A 21,463-nucleotide genomic window follows, 5' to 3' on the forward strand; every position below is an offset into this window, starting at 1 on the left:
TCTTTCACTCCCTCTTACTCTAACTCCTCAATCTTTCCATACTTCTCAATATCACCAGAAGTAGTATTCGCTAACTGATTTAAAAATTCAATTTGGAAACTACCAGGTCCCTTTTCCACGGTCTTAGCAGCTGCCAGTTCCGAAGCTACACCATAAAACGTTAATGCTGCTACTGCTGCTTTTACATAATCTTTTTCCACTGCTACAAATGCTCCTATTACAGAAGTTAGTAAACAACCTGTTCCCGTAACTTTCGTTAAAATAGGGTGACCATTTCGAATAACAATAGTTCTCTCTCCATCTGTAACAACATCTTCTTTTCCAGTAATGACCGCAACTGTATTTAGTTCATCTGCTGCCTGCCTTGCAATACTTACAACATTTCCATTTCCAGTACCAGCGTCTACCCCTTTAATTTCCCATTTCTCATTAATAACATTTGCTATTTCAGCTGCATTTCCGCGGATAATTGCTAACTCAATTTCAGCCGGAATATGTCTCGCAACTTCTGTTCGATACGAAGTTGCTCCTGCACCAACTGGATCAAATAGTACTGGCACATTGTTCGCATTTGCTGATTTACCCGCGAGTAACATCGCTTCTACTTCTTCAGGACGAAGTGTCCCCATATTTAATACTAACGCTCCAGCAATGCTAGCCATTTCTGCTACTTCTTCTTTCGCATACGCCATTACAGGCGATGCCCCAAGTGCCAACAAACCGTTAGCAGTAAAATTTGTTACAACAACATTTGTAATATTATGAACAAGCGGATTAGATTCTCTCACCAAATCCACTACTTTACTAATTTCTTTCATATTCATCCTTTTCATCTCCTAACTATAATGATGGGAGATACACAAAAAGACACTTTGCGCGTACGCAAAGTGCCTGAATATGTGCTTTTACACTCTCCCTACGCTGGCATTATCCAACAGGTTCAAATGGTCAATGACGGACTAGTAGCCATACTCTCAGTTTGTATCCACAAACTCCCATGTGTTTCTTATTCATCTACTTCAAAGTCTACTCTTATTCTAGTAAAATAACAAGTTCTTTACTTTTCTATTTGATATAGAGGCAACTGATAAAGTGAAACTTTAATCAGTTGGGATTTTGTTAACTCCATTAAAAACAGCTGAAATATGGAGCGAAACTGAATCTCAAGAAGATGTATGCTATATTTAACTTATGGAAATTTGAAAGGATGTTTTTAATATGTCAAAAAGCGTTGTAATCGCTGAAAAACCTTCCGTTGCACGAGATATTGCTCGTGTACTGAAGTGTGATAAAAAAGGAAACGGCTATCTTGAGGGTAGTAAATATATTGTAACTTGGGCTTTAGGCCATCTCGTTACATTAGCAGACCCAGAAAGCTATAATGTGAAATATAAAAAGTGGAATTTAGAAGATTTACCGATGCTACCGGAGCGTTTGAAATTAACGGTTATTAAACAAACTGGGAAACAATTCAATGCTGTGAAAAGCCAGCTACTTAGAAAGGATGTAAATGAAATTATTGTAGCGACAGATGCTGGACGTGAAGGAGAATTGGTCGCTCGCTGGATTATTGATAAGGTTCGCATTAATAAACCGATCAAACGTCTATGGATTTCATCTGTAACCGATAAAGCAATTAAAGATGGTTTTGCAAATTTAAAACCAGGTAAAGCCTATGACAATTTATACGCTTCAGCAGTTGCACGTTCAGAAGCTGACTGGTATATCGGTCTTAATGCAACTCGTGCTTTAACGACTCGCTTTAATGCCCAGTTAAATTGCGGCCGTGTACAAACCCCTACTGTTGCTATGATTGCTAGTCGTGAGGATGAAATAAAGAACTTCAAAGCACAAACTTACTACGGCATCGAAGCTCAAACAATGGAGAAGCTCAAACTTACTTGGCAAGATGCAAATGGCAATAGCCGTAGTTTTAATAAAGAAAAAATCGATGGTATTGTAAAACGTTTAGATAAACAAAATGCTACTGTTGTGGAAATTGATAAGAAACAGAAGAAGTCATTCTCTCCTGGTCTTTACGATTTAACTGAATTGCAACGTGATGCGAATAAAAAGTTCGGTTACTCTGCTAAAGAAACATTAAATATTATGCAAAAATTGTATGAACAGCATAAAGTACTAACGTACCCTCGTACAGATTCACGCTACATTTCATCTGATATCGTTGGAACACTTCCAGAACGTCTAAAAGCATGTGGTGTTGGAGAATACCGTCCCTTCGCACATAAAGTATTACAAAAGCCTATCAAACCTAACAAATCATTTGTTGATGATAGTAAAGTAAGCGATCATCATGCGATTATTCCAACAGAAGGATACGTTAACTTCTCAGCATTCACAGATAAAGAACGCAAAATTTATGATTTAGTTGTAAAACGTTTCTTAGCTGTGTTATTCCCGGCATTCGAATACGAGCAACTAACGTTACGCACAAAGGTTGGCAATGAAACGTTCATTGCGCGCGGAAAAACAATTCTACATGCCGGTTGGAAAGAAGTATATGAAAATCGCTTTGAAGATGATGATGTAACTGATGACGTAAAAGAGCAACTTCTACCTCACATTGAAAAGGGCGATACATTAGCTGTAAAGTTAATTATGCAAACATCAGGTCAAACAAAAGCACCTGCACGATTTAACGAAGCGACTTTACTTTCAGCAATGGAGAATCCTACAAAATATATGGATACGCAAAATAAACAACTTGCTGATACGTTAAAATCGACTGGTGGATTAGGTACTGTAGCGACACGTGCTGATATTATCGACAAGCTATTCAATTCGTTCTTAATTGAAAAACGTGGCAAAGATATTCATATTACTTCAAAAGGCCGTCAGTTACTTGATTTAGTACCAGAAGAGTTAAAATCCCCTACACTAACTGGTGAATGGGAACAAAAACTTGAGGCTATCGCAAAAGGTAAGCTGAAAAAAGAAGTATTCATTTCTGAAATGAAGAACTATACGAAAGAAATTGTTTCTGAAATTAAATCGAGTGATAAAAAATATAAACATGACAACATTTCAACGAAGTCTTGTCCAGACTGCGGTAAACCAATGCTAGAAGTAAACGGCAAAAAGGGAAAAATGCTCGTATGCCAAGATCGTGAATGTGGTCATCGTAAAAATGTATCTCGTACAACAAACGCTCGCTGTCCGCAATGTAAGAAGAAACTAGAATTACGTGGTGAAGGCGCTGGCCAAATTTTCGCATGTAAATGTGGCTATCGCGAAAAACTTTCTACATTCCAAGAAAGACGTAAAAAAGAATCTGGAAACAAAGCTGATAAGCGCGACGTTCAAAAATATATGAAACAACAGAACAAAGAGGAAGAACCATTAAACAACCCATTTGCGGAAGCATTAAAAAAATTAAAATTTGATTAAACAAAAAGGTTCCTACCACTATCGGTAGGAACCTTTTATTTTAATGAATGATTTTACTTCCTTTTGCATTCTCAACAAATTTTTCACTTGATTTGTTAATTGGTGTTTTCAGTAATAACGCAGCAACAATCATAACTACTACGAAAGCACTTAACACAAGTAAATCTCGCGTTACGATATCCCATAGCATTCCGCCTACTGTTTCACGAATTGCACTAATTGCATATGTGAACGGTAAGAACGGATAAATCGCTTGGAAGAACGCTGGTGTCATTTGGATTGGGAATGTTCCGCCCGATCCTGCTACTTGTAGTACAAGTAAAATGATCGCCATCGATTTCCCAACGTTTCCGAAAATAGAAACGAGTGAGTATACGATACAAACGAAGACTCCACCAATAAATAAACTAAATAACACAAACCAGAACTTATCGACTACGTACGTACCGAGTAAGAATATATCTCCCATCGATACGATAAACGCTTGTGAAAGACCTATCGTTAAGAATGTTAATAAACGTCCGAAGTAAATTTCATGGCTCTTATAATTTGCGCCCTCTTCATGTACTTCTACCGTTAATAATGAAACCATTAATAATGCGCCTACCCATAATGCAAGCACTGTATAGAATGGTGACATCGCTGAACCGTAGTTCGGCATCGCAAATAATTTATTCTCTTTTAAATTGACTGGATTCGCAAAGTAATCACTTTGCTTTTCAACATCGTTTTTCAATAAGCGTATGATGTCTTTTATATCTTCTTCAGATTCAAAATCACGAATTTTATTTGCTAAGTCTTTAATTTTTTTCTCAGTCTCCGGCATTTCAGCTTTAATGTCTACTAATTTCTTTCTACCGTCTACTAAGCCTTTTGATGAATCTTCTAGTAATTTTTTAACATCTGGAAGCTTTTTGTCTGCATCATTTAAAATTTGAGTTGTATTTTTCGACATCTCTTTTGTACGAGCAATTGCTGTATTGAAATTAGGTACAATTTCTGAATCATACGTCGATAATACATCTGTTAATTGAGCTGATCCGCCCTTCGCAGCGTTGTTAATACTTTCAATTACATCTTTTGTAGGTTTCTGGCCATTGTTAAGAAGTGTAATCCCCTTATTCGTTGCATCTACACCTTTTTGCAGACTACTTTTCGCTTTGTTTAATTTTGCGATTCCATTATTAAGGTTTTTATCACTATTTACATCCGCTAAAACCTTATTTGTACTTTCTAGAACTGGAATCATATCATCAATTAAACCGATTCCAGATTGGAATTGACCATTTAAGCTATTTAAAGCTACTTTCGTTGAATCTAAACCGTTAATACCTCTATTTTGTACATCTTCTTTTGCTTTCTGTAAATCTGCTTTTGCACCCTCAATACCATTTTTTACTTTATCGTAATCTGCTTTTGCATTATCATATACTGCATTTGCATCAACTTTAGCTTGATCGACTGTGCTAACTGCTTTTTTATAATCTGCTACAAACGTTTCATTATAATCTTTTTCAGCTTGATCAATTAATCCATTTGCTGCATCTAATTTTTGATTCGCTACATCTGTTACATCTTTCTTTACTTCTTGTCCTTTGCCAATAACATTTACAATATCTTTAATACCGTTATTTGCATTTTCCATACCTTTTTTAACATTAGTTAAGTGATCCACTCGCCCTTTGAAAAAGCTTTGACCAAAATCAGTAGTCGCCGATTTTTGAAGTTCAGTAAAGAAATTAATAAGATATGAAATACCATCTGTACCAGTTTGTAATCGTTCTGATACCGCATTTAAATCTCTCTTTGCTTGTTCTGGATCAAACTGACCATTTTGCAATCCATTTAAAACACTTTTCCCATAAGCTGTTCCTGCACGTGATGAACTTAAAACATTATTTACTGTTTGATTAATATTTTGCGCTATACTCTTATAACCATCACTATTCAACTTAGAAAGATCTGGTCTCGCTGGGAATTCAGGTAATCCATTCATTCCAGACAAGTCAGGAATATTTAGTTCTACACCTGGATTCATTAAAAAGTCAGTAAATGCAGCTGCACTATCCATAACGCCTTTTGCTGCTACTAAATCATTTCTTATCGTCCCTGGAGCATTTTTTAATGTTTGATCTTGTCTTGCAAAGAACTTATCTAAATTCGCCAACGCTTCCTGTCCATCATTTATTACACTCTCTACAACAGGTAAATCTTTCTGCGCTACTTTCACAACATCTTCTGCTCGAGTTGCATCATCTAACGCCTTATCCATAAGTGTATTCATTTCTGGGAACTGCGCTTCTAACTTAAATACAAGATCTTTTACTTTTTCGATACTTGGTAAGTTTGTTTCTAAATCGATTCCAAGATCATTGAAAATTTTAAAAATCTCACCGTTTGCTGTTTTTACAAAGTTTTTACTAATTTCTTCTGTAATACCTGATGCACCTTTTGCTGTAATCTTCGGTGCAATCGCGTTTACTTTTTCATTCACATAGTAATCCAGTTCTGGTTTTTTAGGATTTTCATCCAGAACAGTTGCAATTTTTTCAGAGAAATCTTTTGGAATCGTAATACTTGCATAATAATCTCCACGCTCAACTCCGTAAATTGCTTGTTTTTCATCTACAAATTTCCAGCCAAGATTTTTGTTTTTCTTAAGGGAGTCTACAATCTCTTTCCCGATATTAATATCTTTCCCTCTTAAATTAGAACCTGCATCTTGGTTAGAAACTGCAATGGGAACCTCTTTTGTATTTCCATACGGATCCCAAGAAGCTTTAATGTTAAACCATGCATATAACGATGGTAAAATCATTAATCCTAAAACAATAACAATTGCAGCCCAATGTTTGGCTACATTCCGTAAATCTGTCTTATAAATACGCCAAATCTGTTTCATAGAAGTTATCACCTAATTATATATTTTTCCTTCTTTAGAAAATGATACATACATTTTGCAATTATATCACTTTCTACATCGTGTATTAACCAAAAACGTACTATTTTTTCCCATTAACTTTCACTTACTTCATTATATAACGAAGTGAGTCAAAGTATGAATACAAAATGACCAAATCGGTTTTACATTCAATAATAACAAATATATATGAAATGTCATAAAAAATACAAGTATTTTCTCTTGGAAATACTTGTATTCCTAAAAAAATCCTCACAGCTTTTATTCTCTGTGAGGATTTCTTCTATTATATATCTAATTGAACCTCTACACCGAAATGATCTGAAATTACATTTCTGTTTGTACCATTAAAAATAACTTTTGAAGAATGAACTTTTTTACTTTGGTTACACAATATTAGATCGATTCGCAAATTATGTTTATTTTCATCCCAACCAGCAATCTCACCTTGGACAGTCGTTCCTTCATCCTTCTCTATTGCTAATTCATATGTGTCATACAACCCTTTTTGCATCATATACTCATAACCTTCGCCTTTCAATCGAGCATTGTTATTAAAATCCCCCATTAAGAAGGCGAGCTTATTGCTATCTACACGCTCCATCAAACGATCGACTTGACCTTTGAATGACTCTTCTTCATCATTCCACCAACCGAGATGACAAGAGTAAAACGTTATATCCTTACCATTATAAGCAATTGTTGCACTTACAATTTTACGCGTTTTCCAATACGTTGTATCCTCGTTTTCTGAAATGAAGAACGTATCTTCTTTTATAATATTATGCTTCGTTATAATCGCTAATCCTTCTTCATACACGTCATAACCAATATGAGAGAAATCCCAAGTAATATTGTAATCTTTTACATGTAGCGCTTTTAACTCTTCTAATAGTAAAAGTCCAAAATTATCTTCTTTCTTGTTACCGCATACATTTTCAGCTTGTATGGACTGACTTACTTCTTGCAATGCGATGACATCGTACTCTTCTTCTTGAATTACTTTAGCAAGGTATTGTATCTTTTCTATTTGATTCTCTTCTTGCCAAGAATGACAGTTTAAAGTTAGCAATTTCATATTATTACGCACCTAACATATCTTGAATGTCTGACTTTAATACGTCAGCTTTCGGACCATATACCGCTTGTACACCTTTATCTTTTACAATAAGCCCTAAAGCACCATTTTGTTTCCACTGTGCTTCTGGTGCAACAACATCTAAATCTTTTACTGTTACACGTAAGCGTGTCATACAAGCATCTACGTCAGCAATATTTTCTTTTCCACCTAATAAATCGATAACTTTTGTTGCTAATGAACCGTCTTGTACATTTCCTGTTCCTTCTGATGCCTCATCTTCATTATCAATATAGTTACCTGCACGCCCTGGTGTTGGTAAATTGAATTTTTTAATTAAGAAATTAAATAGTGTAAAGTTAAGACCGAAGAACACTAATGAAACAATAACAAAGTTGATTAAGTCTCTTGTTAAACCTGCGTTAACCATCATTGGCGTACGAGTAATTAACTCAATAAATCCAAATGCATGAACACGTAAGTTAATTAAATCAGCTAGCGCGAATGCAAGTCCTGTTGTAATAGCATATACAACATATAATACTGGAGCAATAAACATGAACATGAATTCAATTGGTTCTGTTACACCTGTTAAGAATACTGCTAATGCTGCTGATAAAAACATTGGTTTATATTTTGCACGCTTTTCTTTATCAACGTTACGGAACATCGCAAATGCAATCCCCATTAACGCTGCTGTTGAGCCGATAACTTGTCCAGCTTTGAAACGAGCTGGTACAACGTTATTTAATAAATCGTTATATGCCTTCGTATCTCCATTTGCTAATAAATTATTTAAATCTGTAATCCATGCAAGCCATAATGGATCTTGTCCTGCTACAACTTGTCCAACTTTTGAACCAGTTAGCATCGTATATGTTCCGCCTAGCTCTGTATAGTTCATCGGAATCGTTAACATATGGTGTAAACCAAATGGTAATAATAAACGCTCTAACGTTCCATATACAAACGGTGCAACAACTGGTGCACTATCTTTTGAAGCTGCAATCCAGCGACCAAATTCATTTAACCCACTTTGGATGAATGGCCATAGAAGTGATAATACAATCGCAGTAACTGTAGACCAAAGAATTACAACGAATGGTACAAATCGTTTTCCATTAAAGAATGCTAATGCCTGTGGCAGTTTATTATAGTTATAATATTTGTTATATAAAGTAGCTCCTAAGAAACCTGTGATAATCCCTACGAACACTCCCATGTTTAATGCGGGTGCACCAAGTACAGAAGTAAAGTAATCTTTTACAATTAAATCTCCCGCTATTACTGAAGAAACTTTCGCTTTTGAATCCGCTAACATTTCAGCGTTTACCCCAAATATAGCTCCTGTAATTCGGTTTGTTAAGACGAATGCTAATAGCGCTGCAAATGCACCACCCGCGCGATCTTTCGCCCAAGATCCCCCAATTGCTACTGCGAATAAGATGTGTAGATTTGTAATGATTGCCCAACCGATGTCTTCCATTACGCGAGCGATTGTATGAACTGCGTTAACATCCCCAGCAGACATACCAATTAACTTACCGATGGAAATCATTAAACCAGCTGCTGGCATTACGGCTACAACAACTAATAACGCTTTCCCGAACTTTTGCCAAAAATCAAAAGACGTAATTTTCATCTGTTCTTCCTCCCCTTTATTTATAAAAACATAATGATTTAAATTATAATTTCTGTTCCCTTTATGAAAACGATTCCTTATGTTACTTTATTTTTATCTTTACGCAACCGTTTTCATAAATCTATTTTAATAAAAGCGTTTTCACTTTGCAATAGAAATTTATTTTTTTCATAAAAAAAGATGCTCAAAGAGCATCCTTTTTTATTATGAAATGCGATAAACCCTTGTTTCATAAGGCTTTAAAGCAATTGTTGTTACTTCTTCATGTTCCGCAACTTCATAGTTATTTAAAAGCAAGCGTTTGCGTTCTAGTGCAAATGAACCCTCATTATACACAGCTTCCTCTTTTGAGATATTACTAATTACAATGACTTTTTCATCCTGTAACGTACGTGTATATGCATAAATTTGTGGATCGTCTTCTAAAAGTAAATCATACGTACCATAGTTCAGTACATCGTGCTCTTTTTTCAGGGCAATCATTTTCTTATAGAAATTGAAAATAGACTTTTCTTCATTTTTTTGCTTTTCAACATTAATTTCTTTGTAATTTGGATTCATGCTAAACCAAGGTGTACTTGTCGTGAAACCAGCATTCATCTCATCATTCCACTGCATAGGTGTACGTGAATTATCGCGGCAAGAAGCCCATATAATCTCCATCATATCTTGATGTGGTACGCCCTCTGCAATTTTCTCGCGATATAAATTTTTAATTGCTACATCATCGTAATCTTCAATATTTGGTAACTGAACATTTGTCATACCAATTTCTTGGCCTTGATAAATAAAAGGTGTACCGTGCATAAAGAAATACATTGCCCCTAGAGCTGTTGCACTTTCACGCCAATATTGTTTATCATCTCCCCATGTTGAAACGATACGTGGTTTATCGTGATTCTCAATATATAAAGCGTTCCATCCTTTATTTTCTAATCCTTTTTGCCATTTCGTTAATACTTTTTTCAATCCTACAACATCAAGGTCTTTCTTCTTCTCTGCATCCCATAAACTTAAATGTTCAAATTGGAATACCATATTGAACTTACCTTGCTCTTCTCCAACCCAAAGCTCAGCATCTTCAATCTTAACACCATTTGCTTCACCAACAGTCATAATATCGTACTTAGAGAATGTATTTTCTTTTAGCTCTTCTAATAAAGGTTGAATACCTTTCACATTCATATGTTTATCAAAAGATGGCACATATTTTAACCCTTTTGGATTTGGCATATCCTTGAGGCCTTCTTCTTTTTTAATATGACTGATCGCATCAACGCGGAAACCATCAATACCTTTATCAAGCCACCAATTAACCGTATCGTATAGTACTTCGCGAACTTCTTTATTCTCCCAGTTTAAATCTGGTTGTTTACGTGAGAATAAATGTAAATAATATTGTTCTGTTTCTTCATCATATTCCCATGCCGAACCATTAAAAATACTTTCCCAGTTGTTTGGCTCCGCACCATCTTTACCATCATGCCAAATATACCAATCACGCTTCGGATTATCTTTAGATGAACGTGATTCAATAAACCATGGATGTTCATCACTCGTATGATTAATAACTAAATCAATAATAAGCTTCATATCACGCTTATGAACTTCATCTAGTAAAGCATCAAAGTCTGCCATTGTACCAAACTCATCCATAATATCTTGATAATCACTAATATCATAACCATTATCATCATTAGGCGACTTATACATTGGACAAATCCAAATTACATCTATACCTAAATCTTTTAAATAATCCAGTTTTGCAATAATACCTTGTAAATCTCCAATACCATCACCATTTGAATCCATAAAGCTTCGTGGATAAATTTGATAAGCAACCGCTTCTTTCCACCATGTCTTATTCATAGTCATTCTCTCCTTTTGCATCCCATCGGAAATTTTATGCAAACGTTTTCGTAACACTATCATAACAAAATATGAACAGTTTGCAACTGTTTTCATTGAACTCTATGTAGATTCTTTATTCTTATGCTTTATTTATTTCTCACAAAGGTAAATCTCATTCTTCACCTCTCCTTGTCCACGCGTATTACAGACATTTTTCATATATTAATAAAAAACTCTGATTATTTTAGAAAGGAGTAATAAATTGAAGCAAACAAAATTAACAGGTCGTATCGTTGTTCCCACAGATCCTGACTACGACGTAGCCCGAATGAATTTAAATTTAAGTATTCCAAAACTCCCTTGTATTATTGTTTTTTGTCAAAATAACAAGGATGTCTGTAACGCCTTAAAATGGGCACGTGAACGTCATATACCATTTCGGTTAAGAAGTGGACGTCATAGCTATGAAAATTTTTCTCTTTTAAATAGAGGACTTATTATTGATGTGAGTGAAATGCATCGCATTACTATTAATACAGAGAAATTAACAGCAACAATTGAGGCTGGTGCAAATCTTGGCACTGTTTATAAAGAACTTTGGAATTACGGTGTTACAATTCCTGCTGGTACAAGTGCAAGCGTTGGAATTGTTGGATTAGCACTTGGTGGTGGTATTGGTATGCTTTCGCGCTTATATGGATTAACATGTGATCAATTAATGGAAGTGGAAATGGTACAAGCATGTGGAAAATTTGGTGCAAAACTCATTCGTGCAAATGAACAAGAGAACTCTAACCTTTTTTGGGCATGCCGTGGTGGCGGTGGTGGAAACTTCGGAATTGTCACTTCATTAACTTTTCGAGTCCACCCGATAAAAAATGTATCAATTTTCTCAATTACATGGAAATGGGAAGAATTTATTGCTGCATTTCAAGCGTGGCAAAACTGGGCACCTTATATAGATGAACGTCTCACTTCATCGATCGAATTATTCGCCAAGCAACGAAATAAAATCGAAGCACAAGGCGAGTTTATCGGTTCTCCCTCTGAACTCCATTCCCTATTATCCCCTCTTCTTGAAACTGGTAGCCCCTCTCTCTTTATAGAAGAAGTTCCTTATATAAAGGCTGTTGAATTTTTTAATGGAGGTAACATCCCTGAAAATTTCAAGCGCTCTGGTTCCTATGTCTATAAACCTATTCCCCTTAAAGGCATTCAAATCATGCAATCCTTTCTTTCTCATGCACCAAATAAAGATGCTAGTATTTGGCATCAATCGCTCATAGGTGCTGTTGAAAATATTTCGCCGAATGAAACGGCTTATTTTCATCGTAAAGCAATTATTGCTCAAGAATACATTACCTCTTGGAAATGCGATGATGAAGAAAATCGAAATATACGCTGGGTTAAAGGTTTACGAGAAAGCTTAGATCCTTATACACTAGGTGACTATGTGAACTGGCCCGATATCGACATTAAAAATTGGCAAACTAGTTATTATGGCTCTAACTTTCACAGATTACGTAAAGTAAAAACCATGTATGATCCTTGTGATGTTTTTCATTTCCAACAAAGTATTCCTCCTTTTCATACGTGAAAAAAGGGGATAACATAAAAAATCATCCAATATACCGTTACCTCGCAGTATGTTGGATGATTCAAGTTGATTTTCTATATCGTTTCAAATTCTTGCTCCTACTCATAAACTTTTACTTACAGATTAATTGTATTTCGTATCATTTTCATGCAATGAATGTAATTTAATATTTGGTACTTTATCTTTTTCAATACCTCTATTATAAGAAACAGGAACTTGAAATTCAAATTGCTTTGTCTCATGTTTTTGTAAATAGACTGGTTTCGGTACTGGATAGCTTTTTGAATTCTCGTTTGCATTATCATATAAAACAACTTTTAATGCTTGTGAATGATTACGATAATTTTTTAAAGTAACAATGCACTTCGGTTGGATATTATCTCCATTTTTCTCCATTCTACACTGGCTATCTTCTTTTTTATATTCTATTGCTTCTACCCCTGTTTTTCCTGCGTAATACCATGTTTTATTCAATGTTTGAAGGATTGTATTTAAAATAAACGGCATCATTACAATCAAAATACTAGTACCTACTACTTTTATCTTATTCATTTTTCTAAATGTACTAGATTCCTTTTTTCCTAGCCATTTTAAAAATAATATAAATGCAATTACATGTAGTATGAAAGAAACAATCAATATATTTGAGACTTTATAATCCATATAAACATACGTATGTATCGGAACCTTATAGACATTGAATAGTTTTTCCCCAATTAATTCATTATCATTTGGAATTTTTAATAATAACAAAACCCCTATACTGTAACAAATAGCTACTAATCGATCATACTCAATACGAATCATTCTTTCTCCCCTTCACTTTGTATTTTATTATCGATTTTAGCTATTATTACCATACTATACAATCTTTTTATAGAGGATAACGTAAAAAAGTTCCTTATAAATATATAAAGAACCTTATTAATATACACTATGAATTAAAAAATCAATATACAATTTTCACATAGAGATTTCTTCAAAATATGTTGGATCATGTATTGTAATTTTTTTATCTAAAATTGTAACAATGCTATCATTTTTTAATTGTTTTAATACGCTGCTAACTGTCTCTCGAGATGTTCCAGATATTTTGGATATTTCAATTGTTGTAAGTGGACATGAAATTACAATCTTTTCTCCACTCTGTTCTCCTAAATCCTGCATTAAATAATTTAACGTTTGGATAACACGATCTTGTGCATTAGGAATTGTAATATTTTGCACTCGATTTTCGTTCAATTTTAATATAGATGATAATTGCTGAACAACGTACATCAATTGCGTTCTGCTGGACTTTACCATATCTTCAAAGATTACCGTTGGAATATAATATACCTCCACATCCGTCATTGCTTCTGCTGTATAGTTATATCCTCTGTCTGTAAACATACCACCATAAGGAAAAATAGAATACCGCTTTACATAGTCATCGTATAATAAGTTCCCATTTTGATTAACCCGCTCTAACTTTACAAAACCATCTAACATGAAGTAAATTCTTTCCCTTGAATCCCCTTCTAAAAATAAAAATTGACCTTTTTTATAAGTTCGCCAATAAACAAACTCTGTTAAGCCTTTCAATTTTTTTTCTGTTAAATGAGCAAATAATTCGAACTGCTTTAAGTCTTTCACTACGTTCCGTCTATTCATAAAATTCCCTCTCTCTTGCTGTATGTTGGAGCGAAAAATCAAGAAAGCGTATTCAATTTGAATTTTATCATAATTAACTTGTATATTCAGATTTCATCATGAAAACTTTATGAACAATGAATACAAAAAATATTAATAAATAAAAAGAATGAAGTTACTAACTCCATTCTTTTTTACTACTAAGTAGCGTACATAATAATTTTAAACACACATGCATACATTCTGTTTTGAAATAATAGTACCGGCTTTTTCTTCTAGTGCTTCATATACTTTTTCTAAAGACGTAATAATTGTTTTTCTTTTTGGATTTGTATTAACAAAATTAATAGCAGCTTCGATTTTTGGAAGCATGCTTCCCGCAGCAAATTGTTGTTCTTCAATATATTCTTCTAATTGATTCACTGTGACATGCTCTAATTTTTTTTGATTCGGTTGATTATAATTTACATACACATAATCAACTGCAGTTAAAATAACGAGCGTATCGGCATCTACTAATTCTGCTAATTTCTGCGCAGCGAAATCTTTATCGATAACCGCTTCAGTTCCTTTTAACCCTTCTTCAGAATCAATTACTGGAATTCCACCTCCGCCCACAGCTATCACTATGTTTCCATCTTCGACCAAAGAATTAATCACTTTATGTTCATGAATACTTACAGGCTTCGGTGATGGAACAACACGTCTCCATCCTCTACCAGCATCTTCTTTAAACACTGCTTTTGTTTCATCCATTAATTTTCTGGCCTCTTCTTCTGTATAAAAAGGACCAATTGGTTTAGTTGGATTTTTAAATGCCTCATCTTTTTTATCCACAACAACACGTGTTATAACCGTTGCTACATCTTTGTTTATATTCCGTTTTTTCAATGCCTTTCCAATTGCATTTTCCATCCAATATCCAATCATCCCTTGGCTCATTGCCCCACAAGTATCTAATGGCATTGCAGGTGTCTTTTCCGTTTCTGCAGCTTTTTGCTGTAATAAAATATTCCCCACTTGTGGGCCATTTCCATGCGCAATTACTATATCCACATCATTTTCCATTATTTTCACAAGTTGTTCTGCCGTTTTTTCCAACGCTTCTTGCTGCGCTCCCGCAGTAGCTTCTCCAGACTGTATCGCATTTCCCCCTAGTGCAACTACAATTTTTCTTCGTGCCATATTCCAGCCCTCCAGTTGATTTCGCTTTCACAGCGCTTTATAAAGTAATACTGCCTGTAATTAATCCATAAATCGCAAAGAATGCTAAAGCACCAATTGCTACGGATGATGCTAATTCCACTCGAGTAAATATTTGCTTCGAACTCTTTTGCTTTTGAACATTGTAAAAAATAAAAATACCTGGCGCATATAAAGTCATTGTTAATAATAAATACTCTAAACCGGCTGCATAAACTAACCACACGCCATAAATACTTGCGATCAAGCCAATTATTATATTTTTATTTCGATCTGCTTCTTCAGACTTTAAGCTATGCTTCAGTTGATAAAATGCTGAAAAAGCATATGGGATTAAAATAGCTGAAGATGCTAAAGAGAATGCAAAGTTATACGCCTGATCAGAAACGACGAATGTTAACAAGAATATTTGTATTAAACCATTTGTTATCCATAATGAATTTACTGGAGCCTTATTTTTATTTTCTTTTGCGAACCATTTTGGAAATACTCCATCTTTAGCCGCTAAATATGGAATTTCAGAAGCGAGCAAAGTCCAACCTAACCAAGCACCTAATACAGAGATGACTAAACCTAAATTAATAAAGATAGCACCCCATTTTCCAACAACACTTTCAAACAAATAAGCCATAGCCGGATTTTTCAAACCTGCAATGTCTGCTTGCTGCATAAGTCCAAGAGACAATAATGTGATTAAAATGTAAATGATGAGTGTACCAATTAAGCCAATAACGGTTGCTTTCCCTACATCACTTCTATTTTTTGCTCGACTGGATAAAACAACAGCCCCTTCTACCCCAATAAATACCCATAAAGTTACAAGCATTGTACTTTTAACTTGGCTGCCAACTGCTCCCCATGAAAAAGAACCAGTTTGCCCCCAAAATCCATCTAAGAACGTATCAATATGAAACGCAAAGATTCCTATGACAATAAATACAAATACAGGTACTAATTTTGCGATTGTAGTTACTAAATTCACAAGGGCTGCTGATTGAACTCCACGTAAAATTAACATGTGAACACACCATAATAATACGCTTGCACCAATAATGGATTCTACATTTTGACCGCCTTCAAAGATCGGGAAGAAATATCCTAATGAAGAAAACAATAATGTACCGTAAGCTACATTCCCAAGCCAAGCAGATAGCCAGTATCCCCACGCACTATTAAACCCCATAAAATTACCAAACCCTGCTTTTGCATAGCTAAAAATACCACCATCTAAATCTGGCCGTTTTACAGTTAGATTTTGAAAAGATAATCCGAGTGCAATCATCCCAATTCCTGTTATAACCCAGCCAATAATAATGGCTCCAGCACCAGCACCTTTTGCCATATCACTCGCTAAATTAAAGGCTCCACCGCCAATCATAGACCCAACTACAAGAGCCGTTAGTGTAAACAACCCTAATTTCTTATCTTCACCCATTCCACTCACCTCTCTTAAATTGCAATAACAATACAAAAGCAATAGTGAATGATCGTGTCTAAAGGAGGAGAAAGAAGAAAGGAAGACTCCCTTTCTTCTTTACTCCATGTTTCCTAAAGTAGCTGCCATAACCGCTTTAATTGTATGCATTCTATTTTCAGCTTGATCAAATACTTTTGAATGTTTACTGCGGAATACTTCGTCAGTTACCTCCATTTCTTTCAACCCATATTTCTCATAAACTTCTTCGCCATACATCGTTTCAACATCATGAAATGCAGGTAAACAATGTAAGAAAATTACGTTTTCATTCCCTGTTGCTTTAATCATTTTCATATTTACTTGATAAGGTTTCAATAACTCAACACGTTCAGCAAATTTTTCTTCTTCCCCCATAGACACCCATACATCTGTATAAATTACATCTGCACTTGCAACAGCTTCTTCCACATTACTTGTTATCATTACTTGTTCATTATATTTTTTTGCTAAATCAATTACTTCTTGTGCAGGCCATAAAGATTCCGGTGTACAAATACGTACATCCATTCCAACGATTGCTCCACCAACTAGTAAGCTATTAGCAACATTATTTCGCCCATCGCCAACGTAAACGAGCTTCACATTTTTCAATTTCCCTATATGTTCTCTAATTGTTAATAAATCTGCTAGTGTTTGTGTTGGATGCCACATATCTGTTAATCCATTCCAAACTGGCACACCAGAATTTTGTGCTAAAGATTCTACAGTTTCATGATTAAATCCACGAAACTCAATTCCGTCAAACATACGCCCTAACACTTTTGCTGTATCCTCTACAGATTCTTTTTTCCCAAGTTGAATATCACCTTTCCCTAAATATTCAGGATTTGCCCCTAAATCTGTACATGCTACTGTAAATGCACAACGCGTACGAGTAGAAGTTTTTTCAAATAAGAGCGCTACATTTTTACCTTCTAAATAATGATGCGGGATACCATTTTTCTTTTTCTCTTTTAATTCTGCTGCCAAATCTAGAAAATATAACAATTCTTCTTGTGTAAAATCTTTTTCTGCTAGAAAGCTTCTTCCTTTTAAATTTGGTCTAGTCATTAACATAATTCATCCCTACTTTCTCCGTTATTTATACTAAATATCTTTACGAACAATTGGCATACTCATGCAACGTGGACCCCCACGACCACGAGATAATTCCGAACTTAGCACCTCAATCACTTCTATACCGTGTTCACGTAATAACGTATTAGATACATAGTTGCGATCATATGTAACAACTACACCTGGCGCAATTGCTAATGTGTTCGAGCCATCATTCCATTGTTCACGAGCAGAAGCAATTACATCTCCTCCTCCACATGGAATAAGAACTAATTCACTTAAGCCTAATACCTCTTTTAATGCTTCCATTAAAGAAGTACGATGTGTAATTTTAAGAGTTTCCTCATCTGATCCTTTTTCTAAAATATAAATATTCATATTCCCTTTTGGCCCTTGAATGGCTGGGTGAATTGTAAACTTGTCATAATCAACCATTGTAAATACTGTATCTAAATGCATAAATGCTCGACATTTTGGAATTTCTATTGCTAACACTTTCTTAATTTTATTTTGTCGGCTAAAGAGATTTTTAGCTAAACGTTCAATTGCTTTAGCTGAAGTACGAGCAGATACTCCAATCGCAATTGTTTCTTCATTTAAAATTAGCTCGTCGCCACCTTCAATTGGAAATTTATAATCACGATCTAACCAGATTGGTACATTATGCTTTGCAAATCTTGGATGATATTTAATGATGTACTCCATGAATAATGATTCACGTCTACGCGCTGGTTCTCTCATCTTATTTATCGTTAAGCCATCGCCCACGCTAGCTGCTGGATCACGAGTAAAATATAAATTAGGCATTGGATCTAAGTAAAACGGATAGTGATCTTCCATTAATTCATATAAATGTGTCTTCTTACTTGTTTCAATTTCGTTTTTCCGTACACCGCCCATAATTTTTTGAATTAATTCTTCATTTGAAAAGGAAAGTAAATATTCTTTTAAAGTTTGATGTGCAACATTTACGTCGGCCTGTCCTTCTTTTAAAATACGATCAACAAATTCTTCTCGAAGTTTTTTATCTACTAACGCCTCAGCGGCTAGTTTTTCTAAATAAAGAACTTCAACACCCCGATTGCGTAACGTTTGTGCAAAATAATCATGCTCTTTTTGAATAATTGGTAAGTATGGAATATCGTCAAATAATAATTGCTGCAAATAATCTGGCGTCAAGTTTTCCACTTCTTTACCCGGTCGTTTTAATAAAACCGTTTGTAATTCCCCAATTTCTGAAGTAACATGTATCGGATGTTTCATTTGTTGTACCTCCTTTTAAATATGTTTGATGTCTTACAAGTACATAATAAATGCTCTGTACTTTCATCTTTGTGAAAGCATCCACATTATCATTGTGAAATATTAAACAAGTTATTTTTTTAAAATCATACGAATATGTATTTTTATAACAAACTATCTTGCTTTCTCAATAAAAAATACATATATTACGCATATATGTTGAATATTTAACTTCCGTATTTAAACAAAAATCCTGTTTTTAATTTTATTAAAAACAGGATTTTTGCATCTAAATAATTAAATTTAATCTTTCTTCTATAATCTCCCTATCTGATTTCGACTGTGAAATTATAAGGCATGTATCATTTCCACATATACATCCTATTTTTTCTTTCCAATCTAACTCATCAAATAAAACACCAATAACATGTGCATTACCAGGTAATGTTTTAATAACCATTAATTGATCTACACAATCAATTTTTACAACAACTTCTCGTAATTTTTTCTTTAACTTTATATCAGTTTGTACATGCTCTTCTGAGAAAACTTTATATATCATTAATCCTTCTTGAGAAGGTACCTTCGTTAAGTTTAACTCACGAATATCGCGAGAAACCGTAGCTTGTGTTACTAATACATCTTTTTTTGCTAACAATTCTACTAATCTTTCTTGCTTATCTATTTCATACTCCTTTACAAATTGTTTAATTAACCGTTGTCTTTTTTCTTTTTTCATAAAAGACACCCCTTTTAATATTATAGCTCGCTATAATTTTCATCCGAAAGGGACAGAAAAGAATGTTGCGGAAACGTTCATAGTTTAACTGTAAATATTAAATCAAGCTAAATAAAAAAGAGAAGAACAATATTCTGTTCTTCCTTTTACATTGAAAATCGTTCAATTGTTTGTTTCAAATCAGTTGCTTGCTTCTCTAAATCCTTTAATAATTGATCGATTACTATCATATTTTTAGACTGTTGTAGCGTCACACGTGCCACTTCTTGCGAACCAGCTGACGTTTCTTCAGCAATTGCTGCTACAGCTTTTGTTTGTGCTCCTGTTTGATGAATGTGGCTCACTTGTTCATTCATATAACTACTAATTTGCTGAGTTGCATCGGCTACTTCCATAACACTTGATGACATTTCTTTTAAAATTAATTCCGTAGCTTCCCCACGTTTCGCCTCTTCTTTAGCTATTTTCACTTGTTCTGTCATTTTCATTGCAACTTGTTGTACTTCATCTTGCATATTCCGTAATAACTGCGATATGTTTCTTGCAGAATGATCACTTTCATCAGCAAGTTTACGTACTTCTTCCGCAACAACCGCAAAGCCTCTTCCATGCTCTCCTGCACGAGCTGCCTCAATAGAAGCATTTAGTGCTAATAAATTCGTTTGGCTAGCAATCGCACTCACAACAGACACAATATGTTCTACTTGTTTCATTCGTTCTTCTAACTTCTGTACATTTTGCATTGAATCTTCATTTTCTTTTGCCAATGTTTGAATACCTTGAATTAAAGACGTAAAGACACGAGTACTATGCCCTAAAGCTTGAACCATTTCTGAAGACAACATATCAGACTGCTTCGCTTTTTCTTCTACTTCACTTGCAATAGACGTCGTTGTATCAACAGCAGAAACAATTGCTTGAATTGATGCCGCCGATTGCTCGGCGCCTGAAGAAATCTCTGCAAGTGTCTCAGATACACCTTGCGCTTGTCTCGTTGCTTCGCCTGTTTGTTTTCTAATCTGCTGCACTTGATTATTTGTATACGAAAATGTTGTATCAATATTTTTTACCATGCCTCTTAAGTTTCCTAACATCATATTAAATGCAACACTTAAAGATTTAATTTCATCATCTGTCTTCGGTAATGGAACATCTTCACGAATATCACCCTCAGCTGCTTTTCTTGCCGCTTCCTCTAACTTGCGAAGCGGTTTAATTAAAAATACGGCTGCTCCATATGCTAAAATTCCAGACCATACTACCCCTAATAACATAACGATAATATTATATACTGTTTGACTTACATAACTTTGAAAATAATCGTATATCACGTAAATAAAAAATATACTTGTTGAATATGTAATGAAAGCTAAAACTGTAGTGAATAGCATAAGTTGTGTACGTAATCCAAAAGAAAATGTTTTTCTTTCTTTTTCCATCTTCCCTTTCCCCCTTTTTATAAGCAATATAAATACTACCTATATATTATTATCCATATTTTCATTATAGAAGGATATAGAGATTTTAAAAATCATTATTTCTTTGAATATCAAATTGCACTAAAAAAATAAAGGATTCTGACAATTTATGACTAATAACAGAAATACGGGGCAACATT

Annotated in this window: 15 protein-coding genes and 1 riboswitch; of the genes, 2 read left to right on the forward strand and 13 right to left on the reverse strand. The window is 34.5% G+C overall.

From position 1 onward, the window contains the following. Positions 1–14: 14 nt before the first annotated feature. On the reverse strand, positions 15–824 hold the full coding sequence (gene thiM, locus DN404_RS01865) for a hydroxyethylthiazole kinase (protein ID WP_016121778.1): 810 nt from the start codon (positions 822–824) through the stop codon (positions 15–17). Positions 825–896: 72 nt separating this feature from the next. Continuing rightward, positions 897–1,009, reverse strand: a riboswitch (TPP riboswitch). A gap of 209 nt (positions 1,010–1,218) precedes the next feature. On the opposite strand from thiM, the gene topB reads away from it, so the two are divergent. Beyond that, entirely contained in the window at positions 1,219–3,408 is a 2,190-nt protein-coding gene (topB, locus tag DN404_RS01870; RefSeq protein WP_149214671.1) for a DNA topoisomerase III, read from the forward strand. Between the two features lie 40 nt (positions 3,409–3,448). On the opposite strand, the gene DN404_RS01875 is transcribed toward topB, so the two are convergent. From DN404_RS01875 to DN404_RS01890, 4 genes are all read right to left on the reverse strand, one after another. Further along, positions 3,449–6,310 carry a YhgE/Pip domain-containing protein gene (locus DN404_RS01875; protein WP_113302759.1) on the reverse strand — a complete coding sequence of 954 codons (2,862 nt, stop codon included), beginning with the start codon at positions 6,308–6,310 and terminating at the stop codon, positions 3,449–3,451. A gap of 304 nt (positions 6,311–6,614) precedes the next feature. After that, positions 6,615–7,406 (reverse strand): endonuclease/exonuclease/phosphatase family protein, encoded by a 792-nt coding sequence (locus DN404_RS01880; protein ID WP_000771986.1) that lies wholly within the window; start codon positions 7,404–7,406, stop codon positions 6,615–6,617. 4 nt (positions 7,407–7,410) lie between these two features. Next, positions 7,411–9,048, reverse strand: a complete 1,638-nt coding sequence (locus DN404_RS01885) for a PTS transporter subunit IIBC (protein ID WP_000705560.1) — start codon at positions 9,046–9,048, stop codon at positions 7,411–7,413. Between the two features lie 204 nt (positions 9,049–9,252). Continuing rightward, positions 9,253–10,917 carry a glycoside hydrolase family 13 protein gene (locus DN404_RS01890; protein ID WP_001044710.1) on the reverse strand — a complete coding sequence of 555 codons (1,665 nt, stop codon included), beginning with the start codon at positions 10,915–10,917 and terminating at the stop codon, positions 9,253–9,255. A gap of 244 nt (positions 10,918–11,161) precedes the next feature. Between DN404_RS01890 and DN404_RS01895 the strand changes: the two genes are divergently transcribed. Further along, positions 11,162–12,496, forward strand: coding sequence for an FAD-binding oxidoreductase (locus DN404_RS01895; protein ID WP_149214672.1), 1,335 nt, complete (start codon positions 11,162–11,164; stop codon positions 12,494–12,496). 123 nt (positions 12,497–12,619) lie between these two features. Here DN404_RS01895 and DN404_RS01900 read toward each other — a convergent pair whose 3' ends face one another. The 8 genes from DN404_RS01900 to DN404_RS01935 all read right to left on the reverse strand — a co-directional run bounded on the left by DN404_RS01900 (position 12,620) and on the right by DN404_RS01935 (position 21,284). Further along, complete coding sequence (locus DN404_RS01900; RefSeq protein WP_098955595.1) at positions 12,620–13,303, reverse strand: ABC transporter permease; 684 nt, start codon at positions 13,301–13,303, stop codon at positions 12,620–12,622. Between the two features lie 156 nt (positions 13,304–13,459). After that, positions 13,460–14,149, reverse strand: coding sequence for a Crp/Fnr family transcriptional regulator (locus DN404_RS01905; RefSeq protein WP_001081905.1), 690 nt, complete (start codon positions 14,147–14,149; stop codon positions 13,460–13,462). Positions 14,150–14,350: 201 nt separating this feature from the next. Further along, positions 14,351–15,313 carry a carbamate kinase gene (gene arcC / locus DN404_RS01910; protein WP_016121523.1) on the reverse strand — a complete coding sequence of 321 codons (963 nt, stop codon included), beginning with the start codon at positions 15,311–15,313 and terminating at the stop codon, positions 14,351–14,353. Between the two features lie 37 nt (positions 15,314–15,350). Beyond that, positions 15,351–16,766, reverse strand: a complete 1,416-nt coding sequence (gene arcD, locus DN404_RS01915) for an arginine-ornithine antiporter (protein ID WP_000503412.1) — start codon at positions 16,764–16,766, stop codon at positions 15,351–15,353. A gap of 99 nt (positions 16,767–16,865) precedes the next feature. Then, on the reverse strand, positions 16,866–17,864 hold the full coding sequence (gene argF / locus DN404_RS01920; RefSeq protein ID WP_000930291.1) for an ornithine carbamoyltransferase: 999 nt from the start codon (positions 17,862–17,864) through the stop codon (positions 16,866–16,868). A gap of 30 nt (positions 17,865–17,894) precedes the next feature. After that, positions 17,895–19,127, reverse strand: a complete 1,233-nt coding sequence (arcA, locus tag DN404_RS01925) for an arginine deiminase (protein WP_000682331.1) — start codon at positions 19,125–19,127, stop codon at positions 17,895–17,897. Between the two features lie 268 nt (positions 19,128–19,395). Then, the gene (gene argR, locus DN404_RS01930; RefSeq protein WP_000711827.1) at positions 19,396–19,845 is read right to left on the reverse strand and encodes an arginine repressor; all 450 of its coding nucleotides are present in this window, start codon (positions 19,843–19,845) and stop codon (positions 19,396–19,398) included. 146 nt (positions 19,846–19,991) lie between these two features. Further along, positions 19,992–21,284: a methyl-accepting chemotaxis protein gene (locus tag DN404_RS01935; protein WP_144597007.1), complete on the reverse strand. Its 1,293-nt coding sequence runs from the start codon at positions 21,282–21,284 to the stop codon at positions 19,992–19,994. Positions 21,285–21,463: the final 179 nt, after the last annotated feature.

It is taken from the genome of Bacillus sp. TE8-1 (assembly GCF_008368855.1).
GTDB lineage: Bacteria > Bacillota > Bacilli > Bacillales > Bacillaceae_G > Bacillus_A > Bacillus_A cereus.

What these genes read in the sequence shown, in the direction of transcription:
- arcC (WP_016121523.1), bottom strand. Translation starts at nt 15,313, where the DNA reads ATGGCACGAAGAAAAATTGTAGTTGCACTAGGGGGAAATGCGATACAG.
- DN404_RS01900 (WP_098955595.1), bottom strand. Translation starts at nt 13,303, where the DNA reads ATGATTCGTATTGAGTATGATCGATTAGTAGCTATTTGTTACAGTATA.
- argF (WP_000930291.1), bottom strand. Translation starts at nt 17,864, where the DNA reads ATGTTAATGACTAGACCAAATTTAAAAGGAAGAAGCTTTCTAGCAGAA.
- DN404_RS01880 (WP_000771986.1), bottom strand. Translation starts at nt 7,406, where the DNA reads ATGAAATTGCTAACTTTAAACTGTCATTCTTGGCAAGAAGAGAATCAA.
- DN404_RS01875 (WP_113302759.1), bottom strand. Translation starts at nt 6,310, where the DNA reads ATGAAACAGATTTGGCGTATTTATAAGACAGATTTACGGAATGTAGCC.
- DN404_RS01890 (WP_001044710.1), bottom strand. Translation starts at nt 10,917, where the DNA reads ATGAATAAGACATGGTGGAAAGAAGCGGTTGCTTATCAAATTTATCCA.
- DN404_RS01935 (WP_144597007.1), bottom strand. Translation starts at nt 21,284, where the DNA reads ATGGAAAAAGAAAGAAAAACATTTTCTTTTGGATTACGTACACAACTT.
- arcA (WP_000682331.1), bottom strand. Translation starts at nt 19,127, where the DNA reads ATGAAACATCCGATACATGTTACTTCAGAAATTGGGGAATTACAAACG.
- thiM (WP_016121778.1), bottom strand. Translation starts at nt 824, where the DNA reads ATGAATATGAAAGAAATTAGTAAAGTAGTGGATTTGGTGAGAGAATCT.
- DN404_RS01905 (WP_001081905.1), bottom strand. Translation starts at nt 14,149, where the DNA reads ATGAATAGACGGAACGTAGTGAAAGACTTAAAGCAGTTCGAATTATTT.
- DN404_RS01885 (WP_000705560.1), bottom strand. Translation starts at nt 9,048, where the DNA reads ATGAAAATTACGTCTTTTGATTTTTGGCAAAAGTTCGGGAAAGCGTTA.
- topB (WP_149214671.1), top strand. Translation starts at nt 1,219, where the DNA reads ATGTCAAAAAGCGTTGTAATCGCTGAAAAACCTTCCGTTGCACGAGAT.
- argR (WP_000711827.1), bottom strand. Translation starts at nt 19,845, where the DNA reads ATGAAAAAAGAAAAAAGACAACGGTTAATTAAACAATTTGTAAAGGAG.
- arcD (WP_000503412.1), bottom strand. Translation starts at nt 16,766, where the DNA reads ATGGGTGAAGATAAGAAATTAGGGTTGTTTACACTAACGGCTCTTGTA.